Raw genomic sequence first — 18,080 nt, 5'->3', positions numbered from 1 at the left:
GACCGGCCCCCTCACTTCCGTACGCCGACAGGGGCTGCCGGGTCGTTGCTGGCTTCGACGCGAACGTGGGCACGCACCTCCGGACTCAGGCGTTTGGCGAGCGCTTCATAGACCGCCCTGGCGCGACGCATGCCCAGGGCGACGTTGTAGGCGTGCGAGGCCCGCACGTCGGTGTGGCCGACGATGGCGATGCTGCCGCCGCCGGTCCTCTCCAGGGCCGCGGCCACCTTGTCCAGCAACGGCTCGAACTCGGGCCGGATCGCCGCCTTGTCGGTATCGAACAGCACCGTGCCCAGCAGCGCGCCGCCTTCGTCCACGCCCACGATCATCGAAGACGGATCGTCGACGGTGCCGCGGGCGCTGACCACCAGGCCCTGGGCGGACGCGACATCGAGCCTGTCCAGCAGGGCGGCCTTGACCGCATGCGCGCGCTCGAAGGCCAGGCCCTGGCTGTCGCCATTGGCCTGGATGACCACTTCGCCGCCCTGGTACTGGCGTACCTTGGCCGCCATCGCCTCGATCACAGGCAGGTACTTCTCGCGCACTTCCGCGCTGCCGGGGGCGAAGAAGACGTCGCCCATCTCGAGCTCGACCTGCTCCGATCCGCCTTCGATCACCTGTTCCGGCAGGGTGACGCCCCAGTCGAAGCGGACCGGCACGCCGGGGGTGACCCGACGCAGCAGCGGATTGTCGGTGCTGAACCGCGCTCCGGCCGGCAGCGTGGACGGGTCGACTTTCAGGATGAAGTTGCGACCGCGCTCCCATGCCCCGCCGGACACGTCCGCCAGGTGGTAGCGGCCGTACTGGTCGGTCTCGATCAGCAGGCCTTCCACCGAGGCGATGCGCACGCCGGGGATACCGCGCTCGTCGATACCGGTGTTGCGGATGACGTAATCCACCACGTAGCCGCCCTCGGACTGGGCCACCCGGCGTTCGACCGTGAGGGCTGCCGCGGTCAGGCCCTTGGCCGCTTCACCGGACTGCTCGACACGGGTATTGCCTGCCGCATCCATGCGCACCGTGACCCCTTGGTTGCTGGTCAGCACGAAGTCGTCAGTGAAGCTCAGCTCGTTCAGACGCTGGCGGATCACCACCTCATGGTCCTCGACCGGATCGGCCACCGACTGACGGCCACTGATGGCGCCCACGGCGATGCCGTGCAGCAGCGGCGAGCTCGCATCGGGCACCGGCTGCGGGCCCGCGCCACGATCGACCGTGGTGGAGTGGGCGATGTAGGCCGCCGGTGCGAAGCCGCCCTGCACCTTCACATCGCTCAGCGCGGCGCTGTCCTGCCAGCCGTCGCCGTCACGGTCGTTGAACACCGTACCGAACACCAGGCTGTCGTCCAGCAGCGGATCAGCCGTCAGCGTCACGTCGGCCGTGGCCACGTTGGACACCGGATCGCCGGTGGCCGAGCGCACCTGGGCCTGGTTGACGTGCGTGCCCGGACGCACGCCCGCGCCCACGCGCATCACATAGACCAGGCTCGCGCTCTGGCCCGCCGCCACGTCCACCCCGCTGAAGCGCAGCGGGGTGCCGCCGGACACCGTGGCCATGGCGTCGGCATCGCTGGCCAGCAGGGAACCTTCCACATAGCTGAAGCCCGCCGCCGGCGTGTCCACCACGCTGCCGTTGACCAGGTCCACGCTGCCCACGTTCTCCACCGTCAAGGTGTAGCGCACCAGGTCGCCGATCCGGACTTCGCGGCTGCCCGCCGTCTTGGTCAGGCGGATCTCCGGTGCTTCCAGTTCGTGCTCCGTGCTGCAGGTGGTGCAGGTGGGCGGCTCGCCACCGCCGCCCGATGCGCTCACCTGGTTGCCCACCACCGGGCCGGCGTCCGGGTTCACGACCGCCTCGTAGGTCAGCCCGTGTACGCCGGCAGGCGTACCGGCCGGCAGGCGGCAGGTCAGCCGCGCGCCGTCGAAGGTGCAGCCGGCGGGCAGTGCCCCCAGGGTCAGGCCGCGATCGGGCGTATCGACCAGGACCAGCGCTTCGCGCAGGGCCGATCCACTGATGTCCACCGTGAGCGTGTAGCGCACCGTCTGGCCCACGTGCACCCGGGTACCGGTGCCCGGGTCGGACGACTTGGACACCACCACGTGGGGCGCGGTGACCGGCGTCTGCGTCGTGCAGGTGTCCGCACAGGTGGGCGCATCCTCGCCCGTGGCCACCACGGCGTTGTCCACCGTGTCCACGGCCTGGTCGTTGACCATGGCGGTGTAGGTCACCGTGTAGGGGCCCGGCGCCGTGCCCGCCGGCAGCGTGCACACCAGCGGGTTGGCGCCGTTGCAGGTGTACGCACCGGCATCGGTCACCGCACCGAAATCCAGGCCTGGACCCAGCGTGTCGGTCAGCACCAGGTCACTGGAGGTGACCGCGTTGACCACGTGGGTGGTCAGCATGTAAGTGACGGTGTCACCCACGCGGGCCTCGGTCTGGCCTGACGGCAGCGCTGCACTCTTGGAGTACGTCACCAGCGGAGGCAACGGCTCGGTTACCGGGGTTTCGGTGCTGCAGGTGCCTGCGCAGGTCGGGGCATCGTCGCCGGCACCGACCACCGCGTTGTTCACCGTGCCGGTGGCGCGGTCATTGACCGTGGCCGTGTAGGCCACCGTGTAAGTGCCCGGCACGGTGCCCGCCGCCAGGGTGCAGACCAGCGGGTGGGTGCTGCAGGAGAACACCCCTGCAGAGACGGTGCCCAGATCCAGGCCGGCGCCCAGGGTGTCGGTCAGGGTCAACGGCCCCGTCGTACGGGCGTTGGCGACGGTGACGGAGACCGCATAGGCGAGCGTATCGCCTGCGGAAACCTCGGTCTGGCCCGCGGGCAGGACGACGGACTTGCTGTAGGTCACGACGGGGTTCTCGACCGGGGTGTCGATCTCCGTGGTGCAGGCCGGATCGGTGCTGCCCGCCGGGCAGACCGGACCGGTCACCACCGCCGTGTTGTGGATGTTGCCCGCATCGGCGTCGGCCTGGGTCACCGTGTACGTACCCACCAGCTGGCAGGTCGCGCCCGGCGCCACATTCGGACACGTGGTGCTGTCCGGGGCGATCAGCGCATCGCTCACCACCACGTCGGCCTGGGTCGTGTTGCCGGTGTTGGTCATCGTGACCGTGTAGGTCAGCACGTCGTCCACGCTCACCGTGCCGCTGGCATCGCCATCGGCATTGCCCGTAAGCGCCTTCACCAGCGTCAGCGCAGGATTCCGCGTCGCCGTCACCGTCACCGTGTCCGGCGGCGAGCTCGTCGTGCCATCGCTGGCGCGGGCGATGTTCGTCACCGTGCCCGCATCGATGTCCGCCTGCGTCACCGTGTCCGTCGCCGTGCACGTGATCGACTGCGTCGGCGCCAGGCCACCGGCCGGCAGCGCCGGGCAGCTCACCGTCGCGATCCGGTCGTCGCTCACCGTGATGGCCGCCGTGATCGTCGTGTTGCCGCTGTTGGTCACCAGGTAGCTGTACGACAGCACCTCACCCACCGACGCATAGCTCGGCGTGGTCGTCGTCTTGTCCAGCGTCAGCGCAGGATTCCGCGTCGCCGTCACCGTCACCGTGTCCGGCGGCGAGCTCGTCGTGCCATCGCTGGCGCGGGCGATGTTCGTCACCGTGCCCGCATCGATGTCCGCCTGCGTCACCGTGTCCGTCGCCGTGCACGTGATCGACTGCGTCGGCGCCAGGCCACCGGCCGGCAGCGCCGGGCAGCTCACCGTCGCGATCCGGTCGTCGCTCACCGTGATGGCCGCCGTGATCGTCGTGTTGCCGCTGTTGGTCACCAGGTAGCTGTACGACAGCACCTCACCCACCGACGCATAGCTCGGCGTGGTCGTCGTCTTGTCCAGCGTCAGCGCAGGATTCCGCGTCGCCGTCACCGTCACCGTGTCCGGCGGCGAGCTCGTCGTGCCATCGCTGGCGCGGGCGATGTTCGTCACCGTGCCCGCATCGATGTCCGCCTGCGTCACCGTGTCCGTCGCCGTGCACGTGATCGACTGCGTCGGCGCCAGGCCACCGGCCGGCAGCGCCGGGCAGCTCACCGTCGCGATCCGGTCGTCGCTCACCGTGATGGCCGCCGTGATCGTCGTGTTGCCGCTGTTGGTCACCAGGTAGCTGTACGACAGCACCTCACCCACCGACGCATAGCTCGGCGTGGTCGTCGTCTTGTCCAGCGTCAGCGCAGGATTCCGCGTCGCCGTCACCGTCACCGTGTCCGGCGGCGAGCTCGTCGTGCCATCGCTGGCGCGGGCGATGTTCGTCACCGTGCCCGCATCGATGTCCGCCTGCGTCACCGTGTCCGTCGCCGTGCACGTGATCGACTGCGTCGGCGCCAGGCCACCGGCCGGCAGCGCCGGGCAGCTCACCGTCGCGATCCGGTCGTCGCTCACCGTGATGGCCGCCGTGATCGTCGTGTTGCCGCTGTTGGTCACCAGGTAGCTGTACGACAGCACCTCACCCACCGACGCATAGCTCGGCGTGGTCGTCGTCTTGTCCAGCGTCAGCGCAGGTGCGGACTGGAAGGTGTTGACGATGGTGCAGGTCGCGGACTGCCCGTTGGCCAGCGTCAGCTGGTTGCCGCTCAGCGTCCCGGCAGTGCAGTTCCAGCCGCTCCCGACATAGTCGGCGGGACCGCCGGACTCGGCCAGCGTATAGGTGCCCGCGGAGACCTGACCGCTCGCACCGCCTGCTCCGCTGATGGACGTCGGGCCGGTCGCGGTCAGGGTCCAGTCGGCCGGGGACGCCGTTCCGCCACCGGTGTTGTCCACCGTCTTGACCAGCGTCAGCGTCGCCGCCTGGTCGTCGTTGGCGATCGTGCAGGTCGCACTCTGACCGCTGGCCAGGGTCAGCTGGCTGCCCGACAGGGTGCCGGCCGTGCAGCTCCATGCGCCGGCGGCATATCCGGCCGCCGTGACTTCCGACAGCGTGTACACGCCGGCATTGACCGGGCTGTTGGTCACCGCAGCCGTGCCGCTGATGCCGGTGATCGTGGTCGGACCGGTCGCTGTCAGCGGGAAGCTGGCGACCGTGGCGGTGCCGCCGTTGTCGTTGACCACCGTCTTGACCAGCGTCAGGGTGGCGGGACGGTCGTCGTTGGTGATGGTGCAGGTCGCGACATCATTGCCGGCCAGGCTGATGCTGTTCCCGGATACCGCTGCACCCCCGTTCTTCACGCAGCTCCAGGTGTTGGCGGTGTAGCCCGCGGGTCCGCCCGTCTCCGACAGGGCATAGGTCCCTGCGGGGACCGCCGCGCCGGTGACCGCCGCCGTACCCGTCGCGCCCGAGAGGGTGCTCAAGGTCCCCGTCGCGACCAGCGTCCACTCGGCGGCGGCGGCGGTGCCGCCATTGTCGTTGACGACCTGCTTGACCAGGGTCAGGCGGGGCAGCGCGAGTACGTCGACGGTGGCGGTAGAGGTGTTGTTCGCCGGGTTGCTGTCGACCACCGGAGAGCCGGCAGGCAGGGCCACCGTGGCGCTGTTCTGGACCGAGGTCTGGGCGTGGGCGGGCGCAAGGAGCGCCAGGGTGGCCAGCAGCAGGCCCGATGTAGTCGCCATCTGGCGGCGGAGGGCCGCTTTGAACAAGTAGGTCAGGCCGTGCACGGTAGTCCCTTGCGCTGAATCTGGACGAGCCAGCCGGGGACTGCCTCCCCCAAGGCTGTCTTGAAGTTGCCACCCCTCGCCGCCCCCCAGTCGCCGCGGCTTTTCGGGATTTACGTCACAATTCGCGGCCTGTGCCCCGGAGAGGACACGGAATCCATAAATGTGATGGCAATTACATATTCACGTAATCTTAGCGTCAAATTGCGGACGGATGCCACTACATTCATGTACGTGATCACACTTTTCACGTACGGCACGCCATTTTCTTGACGCTCAGGGGCCTGGGATTCGCTGCGGGAAAGGCGCAATTGGCGCGCAAGCGAAGGCATCCCGCCATCCGGGAGATGGCAGGTCAGGGGGCTGGGATCAGGGTGGGCAAGCCCGTCAGGGCTTGCGGCAGGCGTCAGTCGCTCTGCAGTTCGGCGACGAAGTCGTAGGCGTCGCCGCGATAGTAGGACCGGGTGGACTCCACGACCCGTCCGTCTTCCAGGAAGGCCCGGCGCTCGACCAGCAGGCCCGGCACCCCCACCGGCAGTTCGAGGTGGCGGGCCGCCTCCTCATCCAGCGCCACGGCCCGCAGACGCTGCAGGGCCCGCTTGGGGCGATGGCCGTAGGCGTCCAGCGCCTCGTACAAGGAAGTCGTCACGCTGTCCGGATCCGGCAGCAGCGCGTACGGCACCAAGGTGCGTTCGATGGCGATCGGGGAGCCGTCGACGTGCCGCAGGCGGTACATGCGCACCACGCCACTGCCTGGCGACAGGTTCAGCGCCATCGATTCTTCCGGGGTCACTTCCCCCACCGAACGCTCCAGGAACTTCACCTGCGGATTCAGCCCGCGCTCGCGCAGATCATCGGTGAAGCTGGTCAGGCGGGAGAACTGTCGCAGGATCCGCTCGGCAACGAAGGTACCCGCGCCCTGCCGCTGCACCAGCAGACCACTTTCGATCAGGCCGGCCAGTGCCTTGCGGATGGTCACCCGCGAAAGATCCAGCAGCTGGGCCAGATCGCGCTCGCTGGGAAGCGCCTGGCCCGGCCGCAACACGCCCGCGTCCATGAGGTTCTGCAGCGCACGGCGCAGGCGCAGGTAGGCCACCGCCCGGGTGGACTCACCGGTCTGCAACCTCTGGTATTCCTCGAGCAGGTTTTTTTGCATGGCGAACAAGATACCAGTGACGTACCAATGACGCAACAATGTCTTCACAGCACCGGACCTGTTGGCGATCCATGGTAGCTCGGTGGTATGGTTGCACTCCATTCTGGTGCGCCGAGACACGCCCGTGACCGCGAAGACCCTGCCCGTCGACACCTTCGATCTCGTCATCTTCGGGGGCACCGGCGACCTGGCGTTGCGCAAGCTGCTGCCAGGGCTGCTGCGACGCTATGCCGATGGCCAGATTCCGGAAGACAGCCGCATCCTGGGCGTGGCCCGCGACAAGCAGGGCGATGCGGAGTACCGGGCCAAGGTGGGCGAAGCCCTGGCCCGCATCGCCGCTGCCGACGAAACCCTCCAGGCCAGGCTGCCCGCCTTCCTCGACAAGCTGGGCTACCTGGCCCTGGATGCCACCAAGGATGAGGGCTGGGACGAGTTCGCCACCCGCCTGCTGGCCACCGGCGAGCGCATCCGGGTCTTCTACCTGTCCACCAGCCCCACGCTGTTCGTGGCCATCTGCGACCGCTTGCGCGCGCACGGGCTGAACAACGGCAACGCCCGCGTGGTGATCGAGAAGCCGATCGGCCACGATTCGGCCAGCGCCGCAGTCATCAACGACGCCGTGGGCAGCGCATTCGCCGAAAGCCAGATCTTCCGCATAGACCATTACCTGGGCAAGGAAACGGTCCAGAACCTGCTGGCGCTGCGCTTTGCCAACATCCTGTTCGAACCGCTGTGGAACGCCAGCCGGATCGACCACGTGCAGATCACCGTGGCCGAAACCGTCGGCCTGGAGAAACGCGCCGGCTACTACGACACGTCCGGGGCGCTGCGCGACATGGTGCAGAACCACCTGCTGCAGCTGCTGTGCATGGTGGCGATGGAGCCCCCCGCCGCCCTGCAGGCCGATGCCGTGCGCGACGAGAAGCTGAAGGTGCTGCGCTCGCTCAAGCCGATCCGCGGCGAAGACGTGGGCCACCTGTCCGTACGCGGCCAGTACCGCGCCGGCGCCAGCAGCGGCGCCGCCGTGCCCGGCTACCTGGAGGAACTGGGCAAACCCGATTCCCGCACCGAAACCTTCGTGGCCCTGAAGGCCGAAGTCGATAACTGGCGCTGGGCCGGCGTGCCTTTCTACCTGCGCACCGGCAAGCGTCTGGCCGAGCGCGTGTCCGAGATCGTCATCGCCTTCAAGCAGATCCCCCACTCCATCTTCGACGACAGTGCCGGTCCGGTGATGGGCAACAAGCTGGTGCTTCGCCTGCAGCCGGACGAGGGCGTCAAGCTGTGGCTGATGATCAAGGACCCCGGCCCCGGCGGCCTGCGCCTGCAGCACGTGCCGCTGGACATGAGCTTCGCCGAGGCCTTCGGCGTGCACCAGCCGGAAGCCTACGAGCGCCTGCTGATGGACGTGGTGCGCGGCAACCAGACCCTGTTCATGCGCCGCGACGAAGTCGAGGCCGCATGGGCCTGGATCGACCCCATCCTGTCGGCCTGGGACAACCTGCGCGAGACGCCCAAGCCCTATACCGCCGGTTCGTGGGGCCCCAGCGCCGCCGTGGCCCTGGTCGAACGCGACGGCCGCACCTGGCACGAAGACACCGTCTGACGTCGCCGGCCCCGTCATTGCGGGGCCCCTCACCCGGCGCCAGGCCGGACCGCCTTCCCCCGGGAAGCCCCCACTCCCGAGCCATTCCATGCCCCCCACCGATCTCTCCCTGCAGATCCAGCTGCACCCATTCCCGGACGGCGACGCCGTCGCCCAGGCCCTGGCCCAGGCCGTGGCCGACGACCTGCGCGCGGCCCTGGCCCTGCGCGGCGAAGCCAGCGTGGCCCTGTCCGGCGGCACGACGCCGCGCCGCTTCCTGCAGGCGCTCTCCCGGCAGCCCATGGACTGGGCGAACGTCACCGTCACCCTGGTCGACGAACGCTGGGTGGATGAGCGCCACGAGCGTTCCAACGCCCGGCTGGTGAAGGAACACCTGTTGCAGGAGGCCGCCGCGGGCGCCCGCTTCGTGCCGCTGTACCGCCCGGCGGCTTCGCCGGACCTGGTGCTGGCGGACGTGACCGCCGCCCTGCCCGCCACGCTCGACGTGGCGGTGCTGGGCATGGGGGGCGACGGCCACACCGCCTCGTTCTTCCCCGGCGGCGACCGTCTGGCCGAAGCGATGGATCCGGACGCCCCGGAACGCGTGCTGCCGATGCTCGCCCCCGGCGCAGGCGAACCGCGCATCACCCTGACCCTGCCGGTGCTGCGGCAGGCCGGCCGCCTGTACCTGCACATCGAGGGCGGCGAGAAGCGGCAGGTGCTGCAGCAGGCCCTTTCAGGACAGGGGGCCGGTGCCGGCTATCCCATCCGTGCGTTGCTGCAGGCCCTGCGCGCCCCGCTGCAGGTCTATCTGACGCAGTGACCGCAGCGCGCCGGTGTTGAGGCAAAGACGGCCTCACTGCTTATAATGCCGCCTTGCCCGCGGCGTTCCGGCGCCCGGTCCCGCCAGGATCGCGCCCTGCGCCATCCGCCGGCCCCCGTTTCGTAGCCATGCGCGGCCCCGCGGCCGTGCTGCCAAAGGTGGAAAGTGCGTAACTACGACCTCGAATTCCTCAAGCATTTCTCGATGGTGATCGGCTTCCTGATGCTGGTCACGGCGGGCCTGATCGTCGGCGCGTACTTCCTGCACGACAGCCTGCCACCGGAAGTGAACCCCAAGGCCGCCCAGATCACCGAGGCGCGCATCGCGCCGGCCGGCGCGGTCTATGCCGGTGAAACCGGTGCGGCGGCGCAGGCCGCTGCCGCCGCCGCCGCTGCAGCGGCGGCTTCGTCCCAGGTCGCCTATGGCGGCACCCTGGACGGCGGCGAGATCTACAAGAACCTGTGCGGCGCCTGCCACACCAATGGCGTGGGCAAGGCCCCCATGCTGAACGCCGCCGGCATCGGCGCACGCGCCGCCAAGGGCGTGGACATGCTGTACACGCACGCCATCGAAGGCTTCACCGGCCCGGACGGCGGCATCATGCCCCCGAAGGGCGGCAACCCGGCCCTCACCGACGAGCAAGTGAAGGCCACGGTCGACTGGATGTTGGCCAACAGCAAGTAAGGCTTCGCGCCTTCCGCCGAAACGCCGCCTCCGGGCGGCGTTTCTGTTTGTGGCGCACCAGGAGGCTCCAACACTCCTTTCTCCCCGCTCGCGGGGCAAGGGGGAAACCCTCCCGTCACCCATTCCGCTTACCCTTGCCACCTCGCTTCAACGGTCGCCTCTCGATGACGTCTTCCCGCACGCTGCCCACCCTCGCACTGCTCGCCACCCTCGCACTGCTCGCCACCCTCGCATCGCCCGCCTGCGCCTTCACGCCCAGGGAGCACGTCACCCCCATCGGACACGTGCAGGGCGAAACCGCACGCAGCGCGCTCGACGGCCAGACCGTCACCGTCGAAGGCATCGTCACGGCGACCTTTCCCGAGCTGGGCGGTTTCTTCATGCAGGACGCGGGGGATGGACAGGCGACGACGTCCGACGCCCTGTTCGTGGCCTTCGAAGAAGGCGCGCCCGCGCCGTCCGTCGCCGCTGGCGACCGTCTGCGTGTGCGCGGCATCGTCGGCGAGCGCAAGGCCGGTGGCGAGGACACGCTGACCGCACTTCACGCACCGGTGATCCAGCCGCGCGGCAAGGGCTGCATCGCGCCCACCGTGCTGACCGCCCTGCCCGGCGCGTGGGAGCCGCTGGAAGGCATGCTCGTCCGCATCGACGCCCCCCTCACGCTCAGTGGCACGCATACGCTCGAGCGTTTCGGCGAACTGATCGCCAGCTTCGACGGCCGCCTCTGGCAGCCCAGCGAACTCGCCGCACCCGGCAGTGCCGCAGCCCGGCGCCTGGCTGCGGACAATGCGCGCCGCACCCTGCTGCTGGACGACGGCAGCGCCCAGCGCGATCCCGCCACCGTCTGGTACGTGAAGCCCGGCCAGGCGCTGCGCACCGGCACCGTGCTGACCGGCGTGCAGGGCATCGTGGAACAGCGCCTGGGCAGCTGGCGCGTGCAGCTCACCACCGCGCCGACGATCGCCCCGCCGGAACGCCCGGCCGCGCCGCAGGTCGCGGGCCACGTCCGCATCGCCGCGTTCAATCTGGAGAACCTGTTCAACGGCGACGGCAAGGGCGGCGGCTTCCCCACCGAGCGCGGCGCCAGGACGCCGGACCAGCTGAAGGCGCAGATGGCCAAACTCACCGCCACCATCCGCGGCCTGGACCCCGACATCGCCGCACTGATGGAACTGGAGAACGACGGCTACGGCGCGGACTCCAGCCTGGCCCAGCTGGTCGCTGCCTTGAACGCCGGCGCAAGCACGTGGCGCTTCGTCGACGCCAAGCAGGGCCCCGGCCCGGACACCATCCGCGTCGGCATCATCTACCGCAGCGACAGGGTGAAGCCCACCGGCAAGTCCGCCACGCTGCTGGAAGGCCCGTTCGGCGAACGCAGCCGCAGCCCGCTGGCGCAGGCCTTCGTGCGCGGTCGCGGCGCGCCTTTCGTCGTGGTCGCCAACCATCTGAAGTCGAAGGGCTGTTCCGAGGCCACGGGCGCGGACGCCGACCAGAAGGACGGTGCCGGCTGCTGGAATGCGCTGCGCCTGGATTCGGCCAAGCGCCTGGATGCCTGGTTGAAGACCGACCCCACCCGCACGCGCAGCGACCGCATCGTCATGCTCGGCGACTTCAACGCCTATGCGATGGAAGCGCCGGTGCGCTGGCTGCGCGATGACGCCGGCTGGGTGGATGCGTTCACCCGGGCCGGCATCGAACAGCCCTACAGCTACGTCTACAGCGGCCTCACCGGCCGCCTCGATCACGCCCTGCTCAGCCCGTCACTGGCGAAGCAGCTGCGCGGCGCCGCCGAGTGGCACATCAACGCCGACGAGCAGGATGCGCAGGGTTACGCCGACGGCGATGCCAGCGTGCCGTTCCGCAGCTCCGACCACGACCCGCTGCTGCTGGGATTCGATCTCTGACGCAGGCCCCAGGGCCGGCGATGCGCCCGCGGACCCACTCACACCTCGATGTGTGCCATCGAAGGTCTGACGTGCGCTGACGAGGTTGCTCTCTTCGTCGACGAAGCATCCACCGAGATGCCGCACCCCGGAGGTGCGTCATCGCTGTTCCATTGTTCGCCGCCGAAGAGAATTCCTTCGTCACCGCAAAAGAGAACATCGGCGACGTCTATGGGCCCGATGCAACCCGGCCCTCGATGCGCGCGGCGACCGGCGAGTAGTAGGCCAGCGCCAGGCATGCGCCCCAGGCCAGCGTCGACGCATCGGTCAGCATCGCCTCGATCGGCGACGACATCGTGGGACCGGTCAGCAGATACAGGGGAAGGCACAGCACGGTGATGCCCAGCGACAGCGTGCGACCCCAGCGCTTCAACAGGAAGAGGCCCGCGAACCCCACCACCGTGATGGCGAGAGCCGCCATCCCCACCCCGGTCGCAATCCCTTCCTTCTTGAACAACCACGGCGGCGGCTCACTGGCGTAGGCATCCGCCAGCGCCTGCGAGTAGCCACCGGGAAGGAAGGCCGTCGCGATGGCCGCGATGGAGAGGGTCGCGGAAGCGATCAGGAACAGACGGAAGCGCGCGATCGTCATGTGGGATGGCATCGGCAGGGACGGGAACGGACGTCAGGCATCGATCTTGTCCACCAGCGCCCGCAGTTTCAACACGGTGGCCCAGTTGCGGGTGGTGGCAGCCTTGCCCGCCTTGCCCAGCAGCGCTTCGGCCGCCTTGCTTTCCAGGATGCCGCTGGCGCAATGCAGGTAGGCGGCGCGCGTGCCGATGTGGAACTGTTCCGGCGCGACGACGTGCGGCTCGATCGCCGACATGGCCGACAGCATGCCGGCGTCCGCCACGAAGGCGACCAGCAGGCGCGAGGGATCGTCGGCCGATGCGAACGGGTTCTCGCGGACGATCAACGCCAGTTCCTTGGCCGACACCACGATGACAGGGACCTCGATGCCAAGGCGCGTCGCGATGGCGGCCGAGATGTCGGCGGCAAGCTTCTTCGGCGCGCCCTTGCGCGCCTTGAAGGCCACGTTGCCGCTGTTGAGCAGCGTGGCGACGTCGGTGTAACCCATGTCCTCCAGCAGCGCGCGCAGGTCCGCCATGGCGATGCGCTTGGCCTTGCCGACGTTGATGCCACGGAGCAGGGCGATGCAGGTGGTCATGGGGGCCTCATTCAACCGGCGCGAAGCGCGGCACGCTGCGCCCGTCCACCATCACGTCCTCGCAGAACATCGCGTACGGCCTCACCCACAGCCCGCCTTCGCCGTACAGCGCGCGGTACACCACCACCGGCTCCAGCGTCTCGCTGTGCCGCGCCACGGCGAGCACCTCGTAGTCGTTGCCTTTGTAGTGGCGGTAGAGGCCGGGGGTGAGTTCGGGGAGGGCGGGGAGTGTGGGCATGTGTGTGCCTAGTGAATGAGTAGGGTGGGCCTTGGCCCACCGTTGCGGACATTGTCCATGACAAGGGAGCAGGGAATGGTATGCATCGCCTGCGGCTCAATCCGTACTACGGCTGTGTCTCGGTGGCTTGTACAGCGCGCGAACATCCAAAAAGTTCCGACTCGATCACGCTCCGCACATCCTCAACCGATCCCGGCCAAGGAAGTCTCGCCAATGCCTCGCGCTCCGCGCGCTCCCAACGCGGAAACATGGGTACCGTACGACGCGCCCATGCCAGCAGCTTTGGTAGCGTGGGGTAGCGTGCTCTGACGCGACACCTCGATCCAGCCATCCGGATATTCCTGGACATCGATCGCTTGTCGCACACCCCCCTCCCACCACGAGAGCTGCCAGTTGCCTGCGTCGTAATACGTGTCGTAGGAGATCGTAAGCCCATGCTCCCGGGCCACGGCTTCCACAAGTTGACGGATGACAGGATCAGCTTCCACGGCGTTCCTTGAACGGGATGGGTTCGGCGGAGGGGTTGAGTAGGAGCAGCGCGTTAGGTTGGGGTGATCTTGCGAAACCCAACAGGTGATGCTTCGTTGCTGCGATGTTGGAGTTCGCTCTGTTCACCCCAACCTATGAATTACGTCAGGGTACGATCTCGAACCAGGCCTCCAGGCCCTTGTCGCCATCGCCGTCACTCGCCTGCCCGCTGCAGGTGGCCCTGCGCGGGTTGTCGTAATCGTGATGAACGACGCGGTACAGCTACTGTGGCACACCGGGGCGGTCGACGGTGACAAACAGCTTCGCGCCTTCGCCGCACCGCACGTAACGCGCGGTGGCATTCCGGGTCTTCGTGCCGATCCTTGCCTCCAGGCGGATCTCGGTCGCGGTGGATGCCACGACCTTCATCGTGCCCGAATAGGGCTCGCGAGCTTTCGGGGACAGCCCGACGATGCGGTAGTCGCCCTGCAAACGCTCAACTGTTCTTGCCTCGTTGCCCTCGCTCGGCGCACAGAAACCATAAAGCCGTGAGCGTGCCGCCGTCGGCAGCGGTGGTGGCGGCGGGGGATCGGCCACGCCCAGCAGGAACACCGTCAGCAGTATCCACGTATGCATAGCCCGGCTCCCGGATGCAGGCGATACACGGTGCGACCTCAGCGCTTTCCGAGGGTGACGCTGAAACCTTCATGGAAAGGCGCAACGGGGGGCGCTGGATACCTCCTGCCCACCATGTCCTCCGAAAAGCACTTTAATGCGGGGTTGTCCGGAAAGATCACGAACTCGGTGATCTTGCCTTCTGCATCGATGACCGCGACCGCACTGAACTCATCGATGCCGGCGCTCTTCGCTGTACGAGCGCATTTCGCGTACACGCTCGACCAGAACGTATTGTGGGTCGTGATCAACCGTTGCTCATAGGAAGCACCCTCCCACGTCGCGGTCTGCACAGCCTGCTTGTCCCACAGCGCCTCCCACCGTTCGCTCTTTGCTTCGCCCGCAACTGCAGGAGAAGCCAGCAAAGCGAGCAGTGCCATCAACAATCCTGCGCATTCGATCCTCATCCTTCAATGTCATGTTGTTGATAGGCAGGCCCGCACGCATCGCGGCCACGCCATATCCCAGGCCGCGATTGATCTTGAACCAAAAGCGTCTCAGCATGATGTCTTGCCTCAGTATCCCGCCGCCTGCCCATCCTTGCGACTCTCGCTGGCGCCGTAATACACGCCGGTCTCGGGGTCGCGCCTGATCGCCTGGTAGCCGCCGTAGGGACCCAGTGCCCATTCGACATGATGGCCCTTGTCCATCAGCGCGCGCACGGTTTCGTAGGGGAAGCCGGATTCCAGCTGCACCACGCCGCCGTCGCTCATGGCCTTCGCGCTGCCCACCGGTTCGGTGGAGCCTTCGTGCTGGACGCGCGGGGCGTCGCCGGCTTCCTGCAGGGTCATGCCGAAATCGATCAGGTTCATCACGATCTGCACATGGCCCTGTGGCTGCATGGCGCCGCCCATCACGCCGAAGCTGACCCACGGCTTGCCGTCCTTGGTGATGAAGGCGGGAATGATGGTGTGGAACGGGCGCTTGCCCGGTGCGTAGCAGTTGGGATGCGGCGCGGCACCTTCGCACCCTTGCAGCACGAACATTTCGCCGCGGTCCTGCAGGATGAAGCCCAGGCCCGTCGGCGCCATGCCGCTGCCCATGCCGCGGTAGTTGGACTGGATCAGCGAGACCATCATCCCGTCCTTGTCGGCGACGGTCAGGTAGATGGTGTCGCCTTCGTCCAGTTCCTTCGGCGTGCCGGGCTGCACTTCGCGCAGCACCCTGTCGGGGGAGATCAGCCTGGCGCGCTCCCGCGCGTACGGCTTGGAGATCAGGCGCGCGACCGGCGCGGGCTGGAAGGCGGGATCGGCGTACCAGCGCGCGCGGTCGGCGAAGGCCAGCTTCTTCGCCTCCACCAGCAGGTGCACATGCTCGGGGCTGTCGAACGGAATCTTCGAGAAGTCGTAGCCTTCCAGCACGTTGAGCATCTGCAGCGCGGCGATGCCCTGCCCGTTCGGCGGCAGCTCCCAGACCTCGTAGCCGCGGTAGCCGGTGCTGACCGGCTGGACCCACTCGCCACGGTGCGAAGCCATGTCTTCGTACGACAGGAAGCCACCGTTGGCCTTGAAGTACGTGTCGATGGTGCGGGCGATGTCGCCCTTGTAGAACGCATCGCGGCCACCATCGGCGATCTTCTGCAGCGTGTCGGCCAGGTTCGGGTTCTTCCACATCTCGCCGATGCGCGGCGCACGCCCGTCGAGGGTGAACTGCTGGGTGAAGCCCGGGAACTTCGACAGCCGCGGCACGGATCGCTCCCAGTAGTAGGCGATCGTCTGGTGCACCGGGTGCCCTTCGCGCGCATAGCGGATGGCCGGCGCCAGCAGGTCCTTCACCGGCAGCCTGCCGAAGCGCCCGTGCAGCGCGAACCACGCGTCCACCGTGCCCGGCACGCTGACAGGCAGCGGGCCGTGCGGCGGGATGTCGGTGATGCCCTGCTGCCGGAAGTAGTCCAGCGTGAGCGACTTCGGCGAGCGGCCGGAGCCGTTGTAGCCGTGCAGCTTTTTCGTCTTCGGATCCCATACGATGGCGAACAGGTCGCCACCGATGCCGTTGCCGGTGGGCTCCATCAGGCCGAGTGCCGCGTTGGCCGCGATGGCCGCGTCCATCGCGGTGCCGCCCTGCTTCATGACGTCCAGCGCGATCTGCGTGGCCAGCGGATGCGAGGTGGCCGCCATCGCGTGCGGCGCGATGACATCGGAACGGGTGGCGAAGGCGCGGCCGGCGATGCGGTCGGCGGCGGCGGCGTGCGATGCGGCAAGCAGCAGCGCGCAACAAGCCAGGGGTCGCAACAGGGACATTGACACCTCCTATCGGGGACGCGGGAGCATGTCTGCGCGCTGCGCAGACTTCAGGAGCGGCGGAACCAGCCCGTGATGCTGTAACGATGGTCACCCGCCCAAGGCGCCACCTGGCTGACCTGATGCGCCTGTGGCACGCGGAACAGGCTGAGGCTGTTCCAGTGCGGGGTGAAAGTCTCGACGACGTTCTGCCGGTCATCGACGAACTGCAGCAGGCCGCCCCAGTCGGCTTCCCAGCGGCGTCCCAGGTTGATGACGTAGGCGAACGCCCGGTCTTCCTCGTGCGACTTGTCGTCGTGCATGCGCAGGAAGTGGCCGGGGCGGTAACGCACGGCCATCGCACTCACCATCCGGATATCGGCATCGCCGGTAAGCTCGCGCGCGAAGGCGAGGAACTCGGGCGAGTTGAGGAAATCCACCACCGCGTGCAGCACCAGTCCCGGATGCAGGCCGTCGCGGCGCGCCTCGATCATCTTGAAGCGATCGAAGAAGAATTCGAACCCGCCCATCGCTCTGCGTACCGCCTCCATGAGGCGAGCCCGGTCCTGCTGGGGGGGCGGCAGCCCTTGCGCGGCGGCGGGCAACAGCGGCGGCCTGTCGCTGCGCTGGCCGGGCTCCCACGGGACTTCGCGGCTGAGGCACTCACGCAGTCGTTCCGCCGACGACTCCTGCAGGAACGCCGGGATCTGGACCCTGCCCACCGCATCCAGGCGTGCGCGATGGGATTCGATGCCGAGGTCGTTGTTGATCATCGAGGCGCGCGCCCTTCCGGCAACCGCACACTGCGGCCGCCCACCGGGCCCATTGTCTCACGCGGTCAGGGCCAGGTCGGTGGATTGGCTTGCCAGGCACCCAGGACTTCGGCCAGCGTGTCGCGATCTTCCTGCTTCCAGTCCGGGAGCTGCGAAGCGAAGTTGCGTGCGTCGATCCAGACGGCGGGTTCCGTGCGCACGGCGGCGCCGAACCAGGCAACCGCTTCCTGCTTGCGGTCCAGACGCCACAGCGCCAGTGCCAGCGTGGGCGGCGCCCACGAGGGCGATCCGTAGGCGCTGGCGACTTCGACCCAGCGCGTCAGCGCCGGCTCGACCTGGCCCGCGCGAAAGAGGTCCCACGCGTAGTTCCACCGCACGGCGCGCCCCAGCGTGCCTTTGGTGTCCGTCTGCGCCAGGGCCTGCTGGTAGAGCTGGCTGCCCAGGTCCGCGCGCCCGTCGCTGAAAGCGATGTGGGCCAGCTGTGCGGTGGCCTCGAGTTGTCGACGGCCGCGGTCGCGTTCACGCACGAGCGCCTGCACCTGCGCTTCTCCCTCGCCCTCGACCACGACGATCGGCCGCACCGTCGCCTTGTCCTCGTCGAAATAGAACTCCTTGGGCTTGGGCACGCTCTGTGCGTGCGCGGAAAACACCACGGATGCCAGCACGGCGGCCAGCAGCATGCACTTACCGGATTTCACGAACGTCCCCCAGACAGCCGATGTACCCCGACCCCATGCTAACCGCTGCAACGCACAATGACGAAGTG

Annotated in this window: 15 protein-coding genes; 4 read left to right on the top strand and 11 right to left on the bottom strand. The window is 68.2% G+C overall.

The features are described from left to right. Window positions 1-11 precede the first annotated feature (11 nt). Both MUU77_RS00955 and MUU77_RS00950 read right to left on the bottom strand, forming a co-directional pair. Window positions 12-5,543: an OmpA family protein gene (locus tag MUU77_RS00955; protein WP_245090507.1), complete on the bottom strand. Its 5,532-nt coding sequence runs from the start codon at window positions 5,541-5,543 to the stop codon at window positions 12-14. 448 nt (window positions 5,544-5,991) lie between these two features. Continuing rightward, on the bottom strand, window positions 5,992-6,741 hold the full coding sequence (locus MUU77_RS00950) for a GntR family transcriptional regulator (protein ID WP_245090504.1): 750 nt from the start codon (window positions 6,739-6,741) through the stop codon (window positions 5,992-5,994). Window positions 6,742-6,865: 124 nt separating this feature from the next. Between MUU77_RS00950 and zwf the strand changes: the two genes are divergently transcribed. From zwf to MUU77_RS00930, 4 genes are all read left to right on the top strand, one after another. After that, window positions 6,866-8,344, top strand: coding sequence for a glucose-6-phosphate dehydrogenase (gene zwf / locus MUU77_RS00945; RefSeq protein ID WP_245090502.1), 1,479 nt, complete (start codon window positions 6,866-6,868; stop codon window positions 8,342-8,344). A gap of 88 nt (window positions 8,345-8,432) precedes the next feature. Further along, window positions 8,433-9,146 (top strand): 6-phosphogluconolactonase, encoded by a 714-nt coding sequence (pgl, locus tag MUU77_RS00940; protein ID WP_245090499.1) that lies wholly within the window; start codon window positions 8,433-8,435, stop codon window positions 9,144-9,146. A gap of 165 nt (window positions 9,147-9,311) precedes the next feature. Next, window positions 9,312-9,830 carry a c-type cytochrome gene (locus MUU77_RS00935; RefSeq protein ID WP_245090497.1) on the top strand — a complete coding sequence of 173 codons (519 nt, stop codon included), beginning with the start codon at window positions 9,312-9,314 and terminating at the stop codon, window positions 9,828-9,830. 164 nt (window positions 9,831-9,994) lie between these two features. Then, window positions 9,995-11,734, top strand: a complete 1,740-nt coding sequence (locus tag MUU77_RS00930) for an ExeM/NucH family extracellular endonuclease (protein ID WP_245090496.1) — start codon at window positions 9,995-9,997, stop codon at window positions 11,732-11,734. A gap of 208 nt (window positions 11,735-11,942) precedes the next feature. Here MUU77_RS00930 and MUU77_RS00925 read toward each other — a convergent pair whose 3' ends face one another. From MUU77_RS00925 to MUU77_RS00885, 9 genes are all read right to left on the bottom strand, one after another. After that, window positions 11,943-12,365, bottom strand: coding sequence for a hypothetical protein (locus MUU77_RS00925; RefSeq protein WP_245090495.1), 423 nt, complete (start codon window positions 12,363-12,365; stop codon window positions 11,943-11,945). 33 nt (window positions 12,366-12,398) lie between these two features. Then, window positions 12,399-12,941, bottom strand: a complete 543-nt coding sequence (locus MUU77_RS00920; RefSeq protein ID WP_245090494.1) for a DUF1697 domain-containing protein — start codon at window positions 12,939-12,941, stop codon at window positions 12,399-12,401. 7 nt (window positions 12,942-12,948) lie between these two features. Further along, window positions 12,949-13,179 carry a DUF1653 domain-containing protein gene (locus tag MUU77_RS00915; protein ID WP_245090493.1) on the bottom strand — a complete coding sequence of 77 codons (231 nt, stop codon included), beginning with the start codon at window positions 13,177-13,179 and terminating at the stop codon, window positions 12,949-12,951. 182 nt (window positions 13,180-13,361) lie between these two features. After that, window positions 13,362-13,667 carry a hypothetical protein gene (locus tag MUU77_RS00910; RefSeq protein ID WP_245090492.1) on the bottom strand — a complete coding sequence of 102 codons (306 nt, stop codon included), beginning with the start codon at window positions 13,665-13,667 and terminating at the stop codon, window positions 13,362-13,364. Window positions 13,668-13,929: 262 nt separating this feature from the next. After that, the gene (locus tag MUU77_RS00905; protein ID WP_245090491.1) at window positions 13,930-14,283 is read right to left on the bottom strand and encodes a hypothetical protein; all 354 of its coding nucleotides are present in this window, start codon (window positions 14,281-14,283) and stop codon (window positions 13,930-13,932) included. Between the two features lie 38 nt (window positions 14,284-14,321). Continuing rightward, window positions 14,322-14,702, bottom strand: a complete 381-nt coding sequence (locus MUU77_RS00900) for a hypothetical protein (RefSeq protein WP_245090490.1) — start codon at window positions 14,700-14,702, stop codon at window positions 14,322-14,324. Between the two features lie 135 nt (window positions 14,703-14,837). After that, a complete protein-coding gene (gene ggt / locus MUU77_RS00895; protein WP_245090488.1) occupies window positions 14,838-16,562 on the bottom strand; it encodes a gamma-glutamyltransferase in 1,725 nt (574 codons plus the stop codon). A 50-nt stretch (window positions 16,563-16,612) separates the two neighbouring features. Continuing rightward, on the bottom strand, window positions 16,613-17,314 hold the full coding sequence (locus MUU77_RS00890) for a 2OG-Fe(II) oxygenase family protein (RefSeq protein WP_245090486.1): 702 nt from the start codon (window positions 17,312-17,314) through the stop codon (window positions 16,613-16,615). Between the two features lie 65 nt (window positions 17,315-17,379). Further along, complete coding sequence (locus MUU77_RS00885) at window positions 17,380-17,994, bottom strand: tetratricopeptide repeat protein (protein ID WP_245094108.1); 615 nt, start codon at window positions 17,992-17,994, stop codon at window positions 17,380-17,382. Between the last annotated feature and the right edge of the window lie 86 nt (window positions 17,995-18,080).

Source organism: Pseudoxanthomonas sp. F37 (assembly GCF_022965755.1).
Lineage (GTDB): Bacteria > Pseudomonadota > Gammaproteobacteria > Xanthomonadales > Xanthomonadaceae > Pseudoxanthomonas_A.
Note: the sequence above shows the minus strand (reverse complement) of the source record. Positions and strands in the feature narration are given on the sequence as shown.